Source organism: Chitinophaga sp. (genome assembly GCF_039596135.1).
Taxonomy (GTDB): Bacteria; Bacteroidota; Bacteroidia; order Chitinophagales; family Chitinophagaceae; genus Chitinophaga.
On record NZ_JBCNKH010000045.1, the window covers coordinates 15,169 to 30,110 of the forward strand.

General features: G+C 45.5%; 9 protein-coding genes. 1 reads left to right on the forward strand and 8 read right to left on the reverse strand.

The window, feature by feature from the left end; translation table 11 throughout:
• Positions 1-227: 227 nt before the first annotated feature.
• The 5 genes from ABDW16_RS22065 to ABDW16_RS22085 form a co-directional block, all read right to left on the reverse strand.
• The gene (locus ABDW16_RS22065; RefSeq protein ID WP_343672744.1) at positions 228-1,655 is read right to left on the reverse strand and encodes an FG-GAP-like repeat-containing protein; all 1,428 of its coding nucleotides are present in this window, start codon (positions 1,653-1,655) and stop codon (positions 228-230) included.
• Positions 1,656-1,782: 127 nt separating this feature from the next.
• Positions 1,783-3,567, reverse strand: coding sequence for a RagB/SusD family nutrient uptake outer membrane protein (locus ABDW16_RS22070; RefSeq protein ID WP_343672745.1), 1,785 nt, complete (start codon positions 3,565-3,567; stop codon positions 1,783-1,785).
• 21 nt (positions 3,568-3,588) lie between these two features.
• A complete protein-coding gene (locus ABDW16_RS22075) occupies positions 3,589-6,834 on the reverse strand; it encodes a TonB-dependent receptor (RefSeq protein ID WP_343672746.1) in 3,246 nt (1,081 codons plus the stop codon).
• A 447-nt stretch (positions 6,835-7,281) separates the two neighbouring features.
• A complete protein-coding gene (prfH, locus tag ABDW16_RS22080) occupies positions 7,282-7,893 on the reverse strand; it encodes a peptide chain release factor H (protein ID WP_343672747.1) in 612 nt (203 codons plus the stop codon).
• 3 nt (positions 7,894-7,896) lie between these two features.
• Positions 7,897-9,297 (reverse strand): RtcB family protein, encoded by a 1,401-nt coding sequence (locus ABDW16_RS22085; RefSeq protein ID WP_343672748.1) that lies wholly within the window; start codon positions 9,295-9,297, stop codon positions 7,897-7,899.
• Positions 9,298-9,500: 203 nt separating this feature from the next.
• Here ABDW16_RS22085 and ABDW16_RS22090 point away from each other — a divergent pair, with 203 nt between their 5' ends.
• A complete protein-coding gene (locus ABDW16_RS22090; RefSeq protein ID WP_343672750.1) occupies positions 9,501-9,881 on the forward strand; it encodes a transmembrane 220 family protein in 381 nt (126 codons plus the stop codon).
• Positions 9,882-9,941: 60 nt separating this feature from the next.
• Here ABDW16_RS22090 and ABDW16_RS22095 read toward each other — a convergent pair whose 3' ends face one another.
• Genes ABDW16_RS22095 through ABDW16_RS22105 form a run of 3 tightly spaced genes read right to left on the reverse strand, consistent with a single transcriptional unit; the run spans position 9,942 to position 14,866 of the window.
• Positions 9,942-13,337 carry a ThuA domain-containing protein gene (locus ABDW16_RS22095; protein WP_343672752.1) on the reverse strand — a complete coding sequence of 1,132 codons (3,396 nt, stop codon included), beginning with the start codon at positions 13,335-13,337 and terminating at the stop codon, positions 9,942-9,944.
• Between the two features lie 51 nt (positions 13,338-13,388).
• Positions 13,389-14,156, reverse strand: a complete 768-nt coding sequence (locus ABDW16_RS22100; protein WP_343672753.1) for a ThuA domain-containing protein — start codon at positions 14,154-14,156, stop codon at positions 13,389-13,391.
• 5 nt (positions 14,157-14,161) lie between these two features.
• A complete protein-coding gene (locus ABDW16_RS22105; RefSeq protein ID WP_343672755.1) occupies positions 14,162-14,866 on the reverse strand; it encodes a DUF1080 domain-containing protein in 705 nt (234 codons plus the stop codon).
• Positions 14,867-14,942 lie beyond the last annotated feature (76 nt).

Sequence of the window (14,942 nt, forward strand, 5' to 3'; positions counted from 1 at the left end):
TTATAGGTAGAGCAATACCTGCGTATTGTTCAAATTTATTTAAAAGTATGTGTCCAGGAAAAAATAACTAAGGTGGGCTAATCTCTATGTTAGCATGCCACGATTTAGATTTCTTACCTGTTGTTGTGTATGCAATATAAGGATTTATTTGTTACAACTATGATCTATCATGTAAAAAAAATGTCAACTTGAGTTACTATTTAATAGATGAGTAAGGCCGGGCCCGGTTATTTTTTCTTATTTTCCAATAGCACCAGCGGAGAATGAATATTCCAGGCCGGTTCATACCCCTCCTGGATGATAAACCCTCTCGAATAGCTACCCAAAACAAGGTCCACATCCCCATCTTTGTCATAGTCACCTGCAGCCATACAGATCCATCGACCCCGGGACGCCAACCCCATAACTGCATGAGGCTCAAAAGATAAGGGTTTCTTTTGTTCAAGAAAAACAAATTTCTCTGCCGGGTTATTTTTCAGATCTGCAAAGAAGGCTATCGTAGCAAGGTCGAGGTCGCCATCCTGGTCAAAATCAGCTGCTATCACCTTTGTACACCCGTTAATGTGGTAAAAGAAATCAGGTTTATCCACATCAAATTTGAACGCCCCCTTATTCAGGAACACATATACCCCATGATAAGGTTTGAGAATCATAGAATAATCACCATTATCACCAGCCGTATAGATGATGTCCAGCTTGCCATCCCGGTTCATATCTGCCAGCTGGAAACTGGTAGACCCATATACCGGAGGAAAGCGAAGGATGTTCTCACTCGTAAATCCACCCTTACGATCATTCAGGAATAGCCAGATCCCCTCATCATCATAGGCAAATAACACCACCAGGTCAGGGTAACCATCATTGTTGAAGTCGCCGGTTTCGGCATGGATAGCCCCTGGAACATCGCGGATCGTTTTCCTGTTTTCCTCATTTACAAGGTAAAGCCCCCCATATTTGTGTCCAAACCCGAGTGTTACATAGTCTTTTCCAAATGGCAGGGTCTGCACAGGTCTGGGCAGGCCCATGGCAATGGTATGCACACCCTGATCTTTTGTAATGCTCCATACCACACCCGCCAGCTGATCTACCGCTCTCAAATTCCCAATACAAGTCAAAATACCAGTATCCGGCGCCACCCAGTTTAAATCAACCCCTGTTGATTGCAGATCCATAATTTTTTGGGGGCGCATCCCACCCCATTTAAACAGCGAAGCTGTCTTCCCATTCTCCATACTAAAATACACCCCACCCGTAAATGGATTAATTGACACCATCGTCGTACTCGCCCTATAACCAGTATCCTCCTCCGCAACCGTATGCACAGCAAAAAGCGTCTCATCTTCTTTTAACGGCACACCGCCTGCACGGAGCGAATCAGGCGCTAATTCCTTATAATAACTCACAATCTCATTCCACTCATGAATGGAGATCCCTCCCTTTCCAGGATAATACTTATCATCATCCCACACACCAATCCCCAGCTTCGGCGCCATCGCCGGCAATACATGCTTCAACCATGTTTCTTTATCTAATAAACCCGGTGACACCGCCAAATGACAACTACTACAATACTTTGCTGCCAGCGCCTCTCCTTTAGGCCGGCTTTTACAAGAGAAAAGAATAACGAGGAATACAAAAGGAATATATCTAACCATACATTACAAGTTAAAAAAAATTACGAATGGCAGCACATGGCCGCCATTCGTAATTCAACTGCCCCGGATTAAGAGGCTCCCGTACTGACGGGCTCATTCATCACTCAATGAGAACTTTTAAAAATTATTAATAACCTTGATTTTGCTCCAATGTCTTCGTACCATTCTTTACACTCAGGTCAATCTGACGCTGAGGTATCGGGTAATGCTCATTTTTACCTGTTACAAACTTACCACCTGTTATATCAGTAGTAATCTTTGACTCATACGCAAAGAACTTAGTCAGCTCCGTAGCAGCAATCCCCCAACGTACTAAGTCGAAAAACCGCTGCCCTTCCATCGCCAATTCCAGCTTACGTTCAAAGTAGATGGCCTTCAGCGAATAGTCCTTACCACCAGCTGCAAATGTGCCTGCAGGATAAGCCGCTACTACATAATTAGCAGCAGGTGTTGAAGAAAATCCACCCATCGGGCTCGCATCATTTATGTATTTATACACAGCAGTCGCTGGTTTACCAGCTCTTGCACGTACCTGGTTTACATAAGTTTCTGCGGCCGTATAGTTACCCAACTGTGCTTCTGCCTCTGCTGCCTGCAACAGTACATCTGCATAGCGGATCAACACAATATTGATGGCAGATCCCGGCGCCCATGAATTTGCATCCTTGTACTTATCCTGGTCATACTGCCAGTATACATTTTTCTTAGGTGCATATGGACCCGCATAATCCTGGTCACGTACCCATGAACGGCCTGGGTGATTACCCCAATCCAGGTAAGGTATACCACGGCGACCTACTGTCCAGTCCAATCTTGGATCCAGGTTACCCGCATCTGGTGTGAATGCCTCTGTAGACAAAATCTTCATATCATTCTTCACCGCATGATCATTATAATCATCCAGGTAAGGCAATCCATTCGCATCTGTACGATAAGAATTCACCAGGTCCTGTGTAGGCTGATAGAATCCACAGCAACCAAACGGACTGTTATACGGGAAGTTCAGCATCTCACCCTGGTTGGCATTGGCTATAGAACCTGTACCATCATTAGCGGTCATCTGAATGGCAAATACAGACTCCTTATTATTCTTTGCTACAGGATCGAAGTTATCTTCATATCTATCTACCAGGCCATAAGGCAGGCCATTGGATGTCTGGCCTTTTACAGTGATGACATCAAAGAGCGCTTTCGCTTCAGGCCACTTTGCTTCGAATACATAAGTCTTTGCCAGGTAGCAGGCCGCCGCCCATTTGTTAGCACGGCCTACACTGCTCTGTGTTTCTGGCAGGTTATCATAAGCATACTGAAAATCTGCTTCGATCTTAGGCCAGATGTCCACATTATTTGGCTGTTTGTAATCTTCCATGTTCGTTTCATCTACCCAGGGCACTTTGTCATACATCTTCTTCAGCTCAAAGTAGTAGTGACCGCGCAGGAACAGGGTCTGTGCTTTCACACCTACCTTATCTGCATCTGTCATACCTGTAGCGTCAGGCAGTAATGATAACAATGTATTGGCCCTGGCTATCCCTTCGAACAATACCTGCCATTTGGTGTTGAAAAATCCATTACTTGGGTCAAACACACCTGTGGCAATCTGGCTTACAGGCGGCTGGTCAGTAGCATCACTACCTTTGTGTGCATCACCGGCAGCTACACTACCATAAATCCAGTTACTCGGTGCAGCCTCCCATGGGTTACCTCCATTGAGCGCTGTCGTACCACTGTTTTGTCCATCCAGTGCAGCATATACCCCTACGAGCAATGCCTGGATACCATCTTTGTTCTGCAGGTCAGTACCCTGCAATGCTCCCTGGGGACTGCGCTCCAGGAAACTCTTGCTACACGCATCTACCAGTATGGCAGTAGACATTACTGCCGCTATGATTATATATTTTGACTTTATCATTGTGAGCGATTTTTAACAGTTTCAGAATCCAACATTTACACCTACCAGGTACTGACGCTGATTAGGATAAGCACCTTCATCCAGACCAAAGTTGGTTGTACCACCAGAGATCTCAGGGTCTATACCTTTATACTTCGTAATCGTAAACAGGTTCGCTGCCTGTACATAGATGCGAAAGCGGTTGATACCTACCCTCTTCAACATGGAAGCAGGAAGGGTATAACCCAGGCCTATGTTCTTTGCCCTCAGGTAAGAACCATTTTCAACCAGGTAAGAGTTAGGTACGTTGTTCGTACTGAAAGAGTTGCCATTTTCCTGGATAGGCGCTGTCGCATTGTGATGATCTGGTCTCCATGAATCGTACAGTGCTGTCTTGCTCTTTGCACCAGCAAAGTTGGCGTAGAAGTCAGTCCACCACCGTACCTGGTTCCAGATCTCATTACCCTGCACACCATACAGGAAAATGGTAAAATCAAAGTTTTTATAATCGAGTTCCAGGTTCAGACCATAGCTGAAGTCCGGATTTGGATTACCCAGGAAAGTTCTGTCTGCCTCTGTGATATGACCATCATGATTGACATCTGCATAACGGAAACGACCCAGGGCTGCCTGTGACTGATATTCTGCCGTTGCATTACCAGTTGCTTTCTGCGCTTCCAGGTTTGCCTGCGTGATCTCGTCCTGTTCATTCCAGAAACCAATTACCTTGTAACCAAAGAAGCTGGAAACCGGCTGCCCTACTGCGTTGCGAATGATGAAGCTACCATTAAAACGACGTGACTCCTGGTCAAAGTAAGGCGCATCATAAGAGATAGCTACGATCTTGTTCTTGAACGTAGTAAAGGTCGCATTCGCTTTCAGGGAGAGGTCTTTCGTCAGGTGCACACCAGTCGCTGTCAGTGACAGGTCTATACCATGGTTTTCCATCTGTGCAATGTTCACTGTAGGAGGATCGGTACGACCCGCAGTAGCAGAAATTTCAGGTTTGTACAGCAGGTCTTTTACTTTCTTGCTGTAGTAATCCACACTCAATTCCAGTTTACCCTTCAGGAAACTCGCATCGATACCGATATTGGAGTTAATGTTGCTCTCCCATTTCGCATTCGGGTTACCAATGTGTGTCTTGGTAAAACCTGATACCAGTGTATTGGAGGTACCATTGAGATCATAGAAAGAAGAACCTTTGTTCAAACCATACTGTGTAAAGGCATTCGCACTTTCCACATTCAGCTGGTTACCCATGATACCATAACCACCCCTGATTTTCAGGTCTGTGAGCCAGGAAACATCCCGCAGGAAATTTTCCTGGGAGATACGCCAACCAGCACTCACAGCAGGGAACCAACCATAGCGATAGTTGTCGCCAAACTTAGACGAACCATCACGACGAATCACTGCACCTAACAAATAGCGATCGTGGTAACTATAATCCACCCGACCGAACAGCGAGAACAAACCATCTGAATAAGTACCACTGCCATTGGTCACAGTACCTGTACCAGTGGAGAGGTTGGTGAAGTTTGGATCGAAGATGAAATAACTCTGCGTAGTACCGGTGAGTGAACGGCCATGGTTGTCATAGGCTTCAGAACCGATCAGCGCAGTGATATTATGCCGGCCAAACTTCTGATGATAAGTCAGGGTATTGGTCCAGGTCCAGTTGTACCCATTACTGGAACCTTCGGTATAAGAATTTGTTTTGTTATTTTCCGCATTTTCATACTCCGGGTAGGTGAAGCTATGTGTGCTGGCAGAGAAGATCTCACCACCGAACGAAGTACGGAGTGTGAATACTTTCAGCACATCAGCTTCCAGGAATACGTTGCCCAGCAGGCGGTTGCCAATCCCTTTGTTGTTACGGATGCGATCCTGGATGGCAACAGGGTTACGTGCGTTACCCAGCTGTGCACTGTTTGTACTGAAAGAACCACCATAGTTACCTTTGATATCGTATACCGGGATGATAGGCTGCTCGCGAAAAGCCATACCAATACCGCTACCTTCAGTGAGTGCATCGATCTGCGGGTTATCGATCACAGAGTATTCCAGGTTTTCTCCTATTCTTACATGCTGTCCAATATTGAAGCTACTATTAGAGCGAATAGAGTAACGTTTCAGGTAGGTATTTTTGAGCGTACCCTGCTGATTGGAATAATAGAAAGAGAGGAAATAACTACCCTGATCGGTAGAACCACTTACAGATACGTTGTGGCTGGTAGTTGGCGCAGGCTTGAATATTTCATGGAACCAGTCAGTACCTTGCTTGTTCGCTTTGGTAATGCGGTAGAAATTATCCAGGTCTGAAGGGTTCTTATAATTTGGATCTACAAAGTAAAGAGAAGGATCCGTACCTGGATCACCTTCTTTCAAACCACCGGGAGCGATGTAATCAGGTAAAACAGGGGTAGCACCAGAGCCATACAGACCATCGTTGTACACAACATTCGGATCTGTATTTTTCAGCGCCATCCATTTCAGGTTAGCCTGCTCCTGTGAATTGAGCAGGTGCCACACATTACCACCTTTAGGTACCTGGCGACCATAGTAAGCATCGTAAGTCACTCTTACCTGGCCGGGTTTTCCTTTTTTAGTGGTGATGATGATCACACCGTTTGCCGCCCTGGCACCATAGATGGAGGCAGAACCCGCATCTTTCAGTACCTGCATGGATTCCACATCATTTGGATTGATGTCTACAATATTTTGAGTTGGCACTCCATCAATTACATAAAGCGGGGTGTTATTACCAAAAGTATTCACACCACGAATGCGTACCTGTGGCTCTTCGCCCGGCTGACCGGAACCGAGTACCATGATACCGGAAACCTGCCCCTGCAGCTGGTTGCTCACCTGTGCAGTGGGTTGGCGGGTAATCTGTTCTACGTTTACAACAGATACTGCACCTGTCAGGTCTTTTTTACGTTGTGTGGCATAACCGGTTACAACTACCTCATCGAGAGAACCGATTTTTTCGGAGAGAATAACGTCGAGTGATGGTCCATCACCTACAGCTACTTCCTGCGAAGTGTAGCCGACAAAAGAGAAGACGAGGACATCACCTTTTTTAGCTTGTAATGCGTAATGTCCATTAGGGTCAGTGGCACCACCTCTGTTTGAACCTTTTACTGCTACAGTAACACCGGGCAAGGGGTTACCGGTGGCTTTGTCAGTAACTTTACCAGTTATACGGGTTTGGGCAAGTACGTTACCGGCAAGCAGCAACAAGGCCCAGCACCATATAATGGTGCGGCATACATGTTTCTTCATAACGTGAAACGTTGTTTTTTTAAGGTGAATGAATGGCCTGATCGGTGTCTTTTGGTTGAGAAAAAGACGCAGCGATAACAGCCGGTTACAGCATAATCCGGGTAATTAAAGAGGGTTTTGCAATAATGCCAGTCGTTGAAATACTACTACTCCCTGCACTGCCCGCGAACGCAGTGTGGGTGTGTTACAATTCCGGTCAAGGTTTATTTTATATTGGGTATTTACTACAGCACAATTTCAAGAGGGCACGGTAAAAAGGCTTTCAAACTACATACAGCTTGTTCTCATGTCATAACGTTGTTTATAATAATCGTGGATATTAGACTTTGGTTACGCATACCAAATTAACACATTCATTTGTTTTATGCAAAGAATTTTTTCACAAATAAAAATGCCCACCTTTTAGTGGGCATTTTTTATTAAATGTATTTTATACAATTACTCGAATTACAAGGCTTCTTCTATTGTTTTCACCGCACGTCCACGTTCCAGTTCATTGTGCTCCTGCCATTGCTCCTGTTGCTGCTGAATAAGCTTTTCGCCCTGCCATGCCCGCACTTTTGCTTCCAGTCTTTTCAGGCAAAGCTGCTTGTTCTCCCATTGAGAACGGCTATCCATTGCCAGCACCTGTATGCCGGAAGGAATGTGCGTACCACGTACCGCCGTTTCTACTTTATTCACATGCTGCCCACCAGGCCCCGATGCTCTGCATGTTTCCATTTTAACATCTGCCATGTTGAACTGCATTTGTTTCGCAGTGTCAAAAAAAGCCACACCCACAAACCAGTTCTTTCGCTTGTGAAACTTTCTATAAGGGCTACGGGCAATCCACTGTACCGTACCCGCCCATTCTTTTGTTAAGTTGTCAATATCACCGCTTACTGACAACAATGTGGATAAGAAGGTGCCTTTCAGATCACCGGGTGTACTATCCAGCAATGCTATTTCAATTCCTGCTTTGCGGCATTGCACAAATAACTTTTCAGTTACTTTGGCCACCACCCGGCTACATTCTGCAGGTCCTCTGCCAGCGGTTATTTGTATAATAGCTTTGTCCATTACTTATTCTTTATACATTCTTACAATACGGGGAACAAATTTTCCCTCTATGTTTACTAACTCCTGCTGTGCATCTATCACACGTTCTATGTCTTTGTACGCCAGCGGATTTTCTTCTACGCTACCGCCTATGAGTGTAACATTGGCATCTGCCAGCATCTTCTTCAATGCAGACATGGTAACGCTTTCTTTTGCGCGCTTACGGCTCATGGCCCTGCCTGCACCATGAGAGGCAGAATATAAGGAAGCAGGTACTCCTTTGCCTGTTACCAGGTAAGCAGCAGTAGTCATACTACCCGGAATGATGCCTAACTCACCAGCATGTGCCGGAGTCGCTCCTTTGCGGTGAATGATCACTTTGCGACCATCAGCCAAGGTGTCTTCCCAGGCAAAATTGTGATGGTTCTCAATAGTGGCCAGTGCCTGTAAACCCGTTGCTTTCAGCAGGTTGGCGTGAATTCGTTCATGACATGCTTTGGCATAATCACCTGCCAGTTGCATACTCATCCAATACTCCTGCCCTGCCTGTGTATCAAGGTCTAACCATGCCAGCTGCTGTGCTTCCCTGGGCAACTTGCAGGTATCCATCGCAATCTTTGTATAATACTGCGCAATGGCCGCACCTACACCTCTGCTACCTGAGTGGGATAAGAGTGCGAGATACTCACCTGGCGCAATACCCGCCGCATTGTCTTCACGCAATGTAATCAGGCCAAATTCCACAAAGTGGTTCCCGGTACCTGATGTGCCTAACTGCCTTTCCGCTTTTGATTGCAGCTTCCCCAATAACTCCGTTGCTTTAAATGTCGGGTGATCCAGCACAGCATGTTCCTGTTCTATCTCTAATCCGCCCTCCAATCCAAAGTGCGTGAATTCTTTCAGCGCAGTTTTTAACTGAAAAGAATATCGCTTCAGAAAACTCTCGCCTGTATCTAAGATAGAGAGTGCCATCCTGCACCCGATATCCACACCTACTGCATATGGAATCACCGCATTGTGCGTAGCAAGCACACCACCTATAGGCAAACCGTATCCTGTATGTGCATCCGGCATCAAAGCTCCCTGCACAGATACAGGCAGGGTCATCGCCGTCTCCATTTGTCTTTTGGCACCTGCCTCAATTTCTTTGGCGCCATATACTTTTACATCACCTGCATTTTCCAGGAGTGTATGCGCCCGGAAAGGTTTGATGGCTACTTCATCCAGAAAGGTAGCGGCTATTTTTCCCAGTACTTCATCGTTACGATAAGTAGCAGGGTTGTCTTTAATATCATTCAGCAGTGTGATCGCAGCTTCTTTTGTATGATGCTTAAAGTGTTTAGAAAATATATTAATTACAAGGCTCCGGGCACGATCGTCTGTATAGCCGATCCTGCTGAGCTCTTTTGCTTTCAAATTGCTCATAAGAATGCTTCGTGCGGGCATAACAATGCCGCAACTAAATTTTTAATCAGGAAAAATTAATTGGAAATGGGGTGTCCTGCCGGACTAAGCGGCAAGATCGATGGGTGATATGTGGGTACGGTTCAGCATAATTCCTTGTATTTTTAAAAGTGATGAAATAAGGAATTCGGCGCAAAGGTATATTTTTTTTATATATTGGTGAAATGAAAATATTCAACATCATCTGGTGCGTCCTTTTCATCATTTTCGCAGGATTGCAATACAACGATCCGGATCCATACATCTGGATGCCTATCTACCTGTACGGAGCCACATGCTGTGCCCTGGCAGCCATGGGTAAATTTTATAGAAAGGCTTATCTCGCAGGTATATTTGTATACCTGTGTTATGCAGTATATAAATTCTTTGATCAGAACGGTGTATGGGATTGGGCCACCAAACATCATGGTGAGAACATCGCTGAAACCATGAAAGCCTCACAACCATGGATTGAAGAAACCAGGGAGTTCTTTGGTCTGTTCATCCTCATCGCTGTATTGATGATCAATTATATCTATGCCGGACGTAAAAAAGCAAGGAATTAAATCAAAAGGCTTTTGTCATTTCTGACAAAAGCCTTTTTGTAAAAGTAGAAGTGTAAAAAACTATCTTGATTGTAATTCAAACCTGCTAATACCCAGCGAAGTCTTTTCCGCCGCATCGGCCGCTGTAATCTTTATATATAGATTATGCTGCTTACCATCTGCCACAGGTGCAAAATTAATAATCGCCGTATTAGGTGCTTTTATTTTAGCTCCCGGACCGATTACCACCTCTCCTAACTTAGTACCGCTCTCCTTATCCAGGAACACCTGTACATTATATCCATACTGCAAAGATTCCTGTGAATAATAACTGATACCAACACCTGTCACGCCAGTCAGATCCAGGTTATTATAGCTCACCCAGCTATTGGCAGTTGGAATCAGGAACTTGATACCATCTGCCTCAAATGTAGTGACACCAAATGACTCATCAAAATTAGCCGCTGCCAGTTTAGGACTTCTCAGCGTTGCAGTAGCCGTACCCGTTAGCGGACGAATATTAGGCCCACCCTGATCGGTATAACTGGCTACCAGGTACAGGATACCATTATCCTTCTCCGGCTTACCCGCCGTTGGAGATACAGTGCCTTTCTGTGGCAGGGATGCAGGCGCCTTATTATCACTACCCTGAGACATTACATAGTCTGCCAGTTGGTGTGCTTCTACTGCTGTGAGTGTAGGATGCGCAGACATCGCTGTTTCGCCCCATACACCACCACCGCCTTTGATGATCTTATCCGCCAGGTAATCCTTTGCATTCGGATCATCTTTGTATTTCTCCGCCACCTGCTTAAAGGCAGGACCAATAGATTTTTCATCCAGCTTATGACAGGTCTTACAATCACCTGATTCAAACAGGTTCTTACCCGCTATCACACCCGTAATGACCTGGTGCCCCTGTTGCGGAATAGCCGCCTGATCACTGCCCTCCATGTATTCTGCATGGATGTACATGTTCTCAGGTTTTATATTGTTAGCATCTTCCTTGTCGTTCACCTGTACATCGTATGCCACCTGTTTGCCAGGGAAGTAGAATGTTTGATTACCGGTAATATGAATCTTCACTTCCGGTGTTTCATTCCCTGCATACAGGGCAATGCCTTCACTGCGGGTACTGGTGCCTTTATCATCCACTACTTCTACTGATACCGCATATTCTCCTGCTACAGAATACGTCACCTCTGTTTCAGGCTCTTTGGTTTCTTTCTTATTACCATTGCCCAGGTACCAGATGTAAGTGAGCGGATCATGGTCAGGATCTGAAGATCCTTTCGCACTCAGTTTCACCTTGAATGGTAAACCACCAGAGAGTTTGCTTGCCTGAATCTTCGCTATTGGCGCACGATTGCCACCATTGAAGTCGATTCTGGCCAGCCCCGCATCCTTGTTCTTACTAAACCAGCCATTACCATATTCCAGTACATACAGTCTGCCATCAGGTCCCATTTCCATATCGATCACCGCATTGAATTTGGTATGCGACATAAATGGCTCTGTCTTGGACAGGTTACCATCTTTATCAAAAGTCACCGCTTTGATCCAGCCTCTTACCCAATCGTAAATAAAGAACTTACCATTGTAGTAATCAGGAAAACGTGTCTCCGCAGGATAAAACTCGTTGTAATACACAGGTCCTGCCATGGCATTACGACCACCACTACCTACTGACGGGAAGTCAGGAGACTTATCGTATGGGTACCAGATCATCGGCGGCGTAGCTGGTGGCAAATCCCTGATGCCAGTATTGTTACGTGATTCATTCACAGGCTTTGCAGGGTCAAATGCAGCTCCAGCTACCCCCGTTTCATAGTTATAACGATGATAAGCATAGTTATTACCCACAAACATCGGATAGCCATAGTTACCCGGCTTCTTTGCCTGGTTGATTTCATCATATCCCCTTGGCCCGCGTTCCGGATCATCGTTGTTCGCATCAGGTCCTACTTCACCCCAATACACATACCCCGTTTTCCGATCGACTGAAATACGATAAGGATTGCGGGTACCCATGGCATAAATTTCCGGACGTGTCTTAGGCGTTCCCTTCTTAAAGAGGTTGCCATCAGGAATGGAATAAGTAGCATCCGGGTTAATTTTAATACGCAGGATCTTTCCTCTCAAATCATTGGTATTGGCTGATGTGCGGCGGCCATCATAATTCAGGTGACCCGGCCGGTCGTCCAGCGGCCCATAGCCTTTTGATACATATTGCTGACCAGGTTCATCGAATGGGGTAGTATTATCACCTGTGGAAAGGTACAGTAAATGATCTGCACCAAAGGCAATAGAGCCCCCTGTATGACAACAGATATTACGCTGTGAATACAGCTGCAATACAATCTTCTCCGACGCTGAATCGATCTTACCATTTTCAAATGTAAAACGGCTCAACCTGTTCACAGAAGTATCAACAGGAGAGTAATAAATATATACATAATGGTTAGTAGCAAAATCAGGATCTGCACTAATGCCCAGTACACCTTCTTCTGCATTCACATTGGGTACTTCTGCTTTGTAATATACCCTTAAATAGCCAGCCTGCGTAAGTTTGTGGGCCTGCTGATCAAAGTACATAATCTCGCCCCTGCGCTGTGCAATGAGGATATTGAGATCAGGCAGAATGGTCATTTCGGTAGGTTCAAAGAACTCACCGGATACCAGCGTATTCTTGGTGAAACGGTCTTCATCCGGCACTCTCAGCGTAGTCGCTGCATTGTAATCAAGCACCTGGTTTTTGCCAATAGCATATTTGATACCGCTCAGCAGCAGTTTCAGAAAATTCTCTTCTTTGTAAGTGGCATCCGTATGTCCCAGTTCTGTATAGAACGCACGGCCACCGTCATAATCGTGGTACCAGCTCACAGGATGGTTGTCGCCATTCTTGCCACCTTCATACGTCTTCTCATCCACAGTCATAATGACTTTGATATTAGGACTGATCTTTTTGAAGTTGTACCACTCGTCTTCGTGTTCCCATTTATCGGGCAACTGGCCAAAGGACTTATCTTTTACAATCAGCGTCGCTTTGTGTGTACCAGCAGGATGGTTGTCAAAGTAAGCACCCGCCAGACCTCCATACCAACCCCATTCATATTCGGTATCCGTAGCAGCATGTACACCTACATAACCGCCTCCGGATTGAATATATCTTTCAAAATCTGCTTCCTGATAATTGTTCAGTACATCGCCGGTGGTGTTCAGGAAGATGACAGCAGCATATTTCTGCAGGGTGTCTTCAACAAACATATTGGCATTGGTAGTAGTGTCTACATCGAATCCATTTTCTTTTCCTAGTTTTTCAATGGCCGCAATACCGGCAGGAATAGAGGCGTGGTGGAATCCGGCAGTTTTCGAGAATACCAGTACCCTGGGATTACCGGGTCTGATCTTTGACTGGCAACCGGAAAGGATAATTCCGCAAAGCGCAGCCAGGTAAATAATATACCTCAATCGCATGATAGATGTTTTCGTGAAAAAGCCCCCATTCTCAGGGGGCTTTTTGTATGATTAGTAAAAGGTTCCTGCATTGCCGGCATCCGTAGCTTTCAATCCCATCACATATCTGAGTCCACCCAGCACATGCCGCATGTACGTCTTGTCGCTATACGATTCTTTGGTATGCCCCAGCTCTGTATAGAAAGCTCTGCCTCCCTCGAAGTCATGATACCATGCCATAGGGTGATTATCGCCGTTCTTACCACCTTCGTAGCTGCTCTCATCTATTTTGATGAGCACATGTACATCGGGGTTCAGATCTTTGAAATTGTACCACTCATCCCATCTGGACCATTTATCGCCCAGGTGGCGGGTGGCATCATTATTTCTGTCTACTACCTGCAGGGTAGCTGTCTGTTGTTTCGGATGGCTGGTGAACCAGGCCCCTACCAGCTTATTGTACCATGGCCAGTCATACTCCGTATCAGTAGCAGCATGAATGCCCATAAAGCCACCGCCTTTGTGAATATACTTTTCCATAGCGGCCTGTTGTTTGTCATCTAAAACGTTGCCTGTTGTATTTAAAAACAACACAGCCGCATACTTTTTGAGGTTTTTGTAATCAAATGCACTGGCGTCTTCTGTGGTGTCCACATCAAATCCATTGTCCTTGCCAAGTTGTATAATAGCCAATTTTGCGACTGGAATACAATCGTGACGAAAGCCCATTGTTTTGGAAAAAACCAACAGGCGGGGAGGCGCCGCAGCCATCAACCGGGTCATAGGATACAGCATCAGCAGTGCGGTGGCACAGACAATACCAACAAACAGTTTTTTCATATTAATCAGAGTGTTTTGATCTTGATATTGCGGTAGCTAACTACATTGCCATGATCCTGCAGGGCAATGTGTCCTTTCGCATATTTGGCAAAACCTTCCCAGGTTTTGAACTTACTATTGGCTAGCAGCTCCTTCCATTCGTCGCTGCCAATAGTGGTTTCAATGGTTTTGGTGCCATTGAGCCAGAAGGTGAGATGGCCGTCTTTTTTCAGGATGCGCGCTTTGTTCCACTCGCCTACTGGTTTTGCTGCGTTCGTTGCAGACTTTTTCAGGTCATACAGATCGCCGGAATTATGTTTTGGGTATTTACCATCCGGGTGGCGGGCATCGTCCAGCACCTGCATTTCAGGGCCTGTCAGGTAAGTAGCACCGTATTTCGGATCTTCATGTACGCCGAAGATCAGGCCACTGTTACCACCTGCAGATATCTTCCATTCGTAGGTAAAGTCGTAGTTTTCAAATTCGTCGTTGGTAACGAGGTCGCCACCACCTTTTTTAACAGCAGTATCAAGTACAAATGCACCATCCTGTACTTTCCATCTGTCAGTAGCAGCAGATTGCAGGTAGGTATGCCAGCCTGTAGTTGTCTTGCCATCGAATAATAATTTCCAGCCGTCCTTTTGTTCCTTTGCAGTTAAAGTGTTGGGTTGTTGCGCGAAAACAGTGGCCGACGAGAGACTGAGCGCCAAAACGGGAATGAGCAATTTCATATGATTAATGGATTTGTTTGGGTTTTGGAATTTTAGCAAAGCGGATTACGAACGAATCAATCCACGTGGAATACAA

Bases quoted from the DNA above. Each gene is read 5' to 3' on its own strand.
- ABDW16_RS22085 (WP_343672748.1), bottom strand. From the start codon at position 9,297: ATGAGCAATTTGAAAGCAAAAGAGCTCAGCAGGATCGGCTATACAGAC.
- ABDW16_RS22105 (WP_343672755.1), bottom strand. From the start codon at position 14,866: ATGAAATTGCTCATTCCCGTTTTGGCGCTCAGTCTCTCGTCGGCCACT.
- ABDW16_RS22075 (WP_343672746.1), bottom strand. From the start codon at position 6,834: ATGAAGAAACATGTATGCCGCACCATTATATGGTGCTGGGCCTTGTTG.
- ABDW16_RS22065 (WP_343672744.1), bottom strand. From the start codon at position 1,655: ATGGTTAGATATATTCCTTTTGTATTCCTCGTTATTCTTTTCTCTTGT.
- ABDW16_RS22070 (WP_343672745.1), bottom strand. From the start codon at position 3,567: ATGATAAAGTCAAAATATATAATCATAGCGGCAGTAATGTCTACTGCC.
- ABDW16_RS22090 (WP_343672750.1), top strand. From the start codon at position 9,501: ATGAAAATATTCAACATCATCTGGTGCGTCCTTTTCATCATTTTCGCA.
- ABDW16_RS22100 (WP_343672753.1), bottom strand. From the start codon at position 14,156: ATGAAAAAACTGTTTGTTGGTATTGTCTGTGCCACCGCACTGCTGATG.
- ABDW16_RS22095 (WP_343672752.1), bottom strand. From the start codon at position 13,337: ATGCGATTGAGGTATATTATTTACCTGGCTGCGCTTTGCGGAATTATC.
- prfH (WP_343672747.1), bottom strand. From the start codon at position 7,893: ATGGACAAAGCTATTATACAAATAACCGCTGGCAGAGGACCTGCAGAA.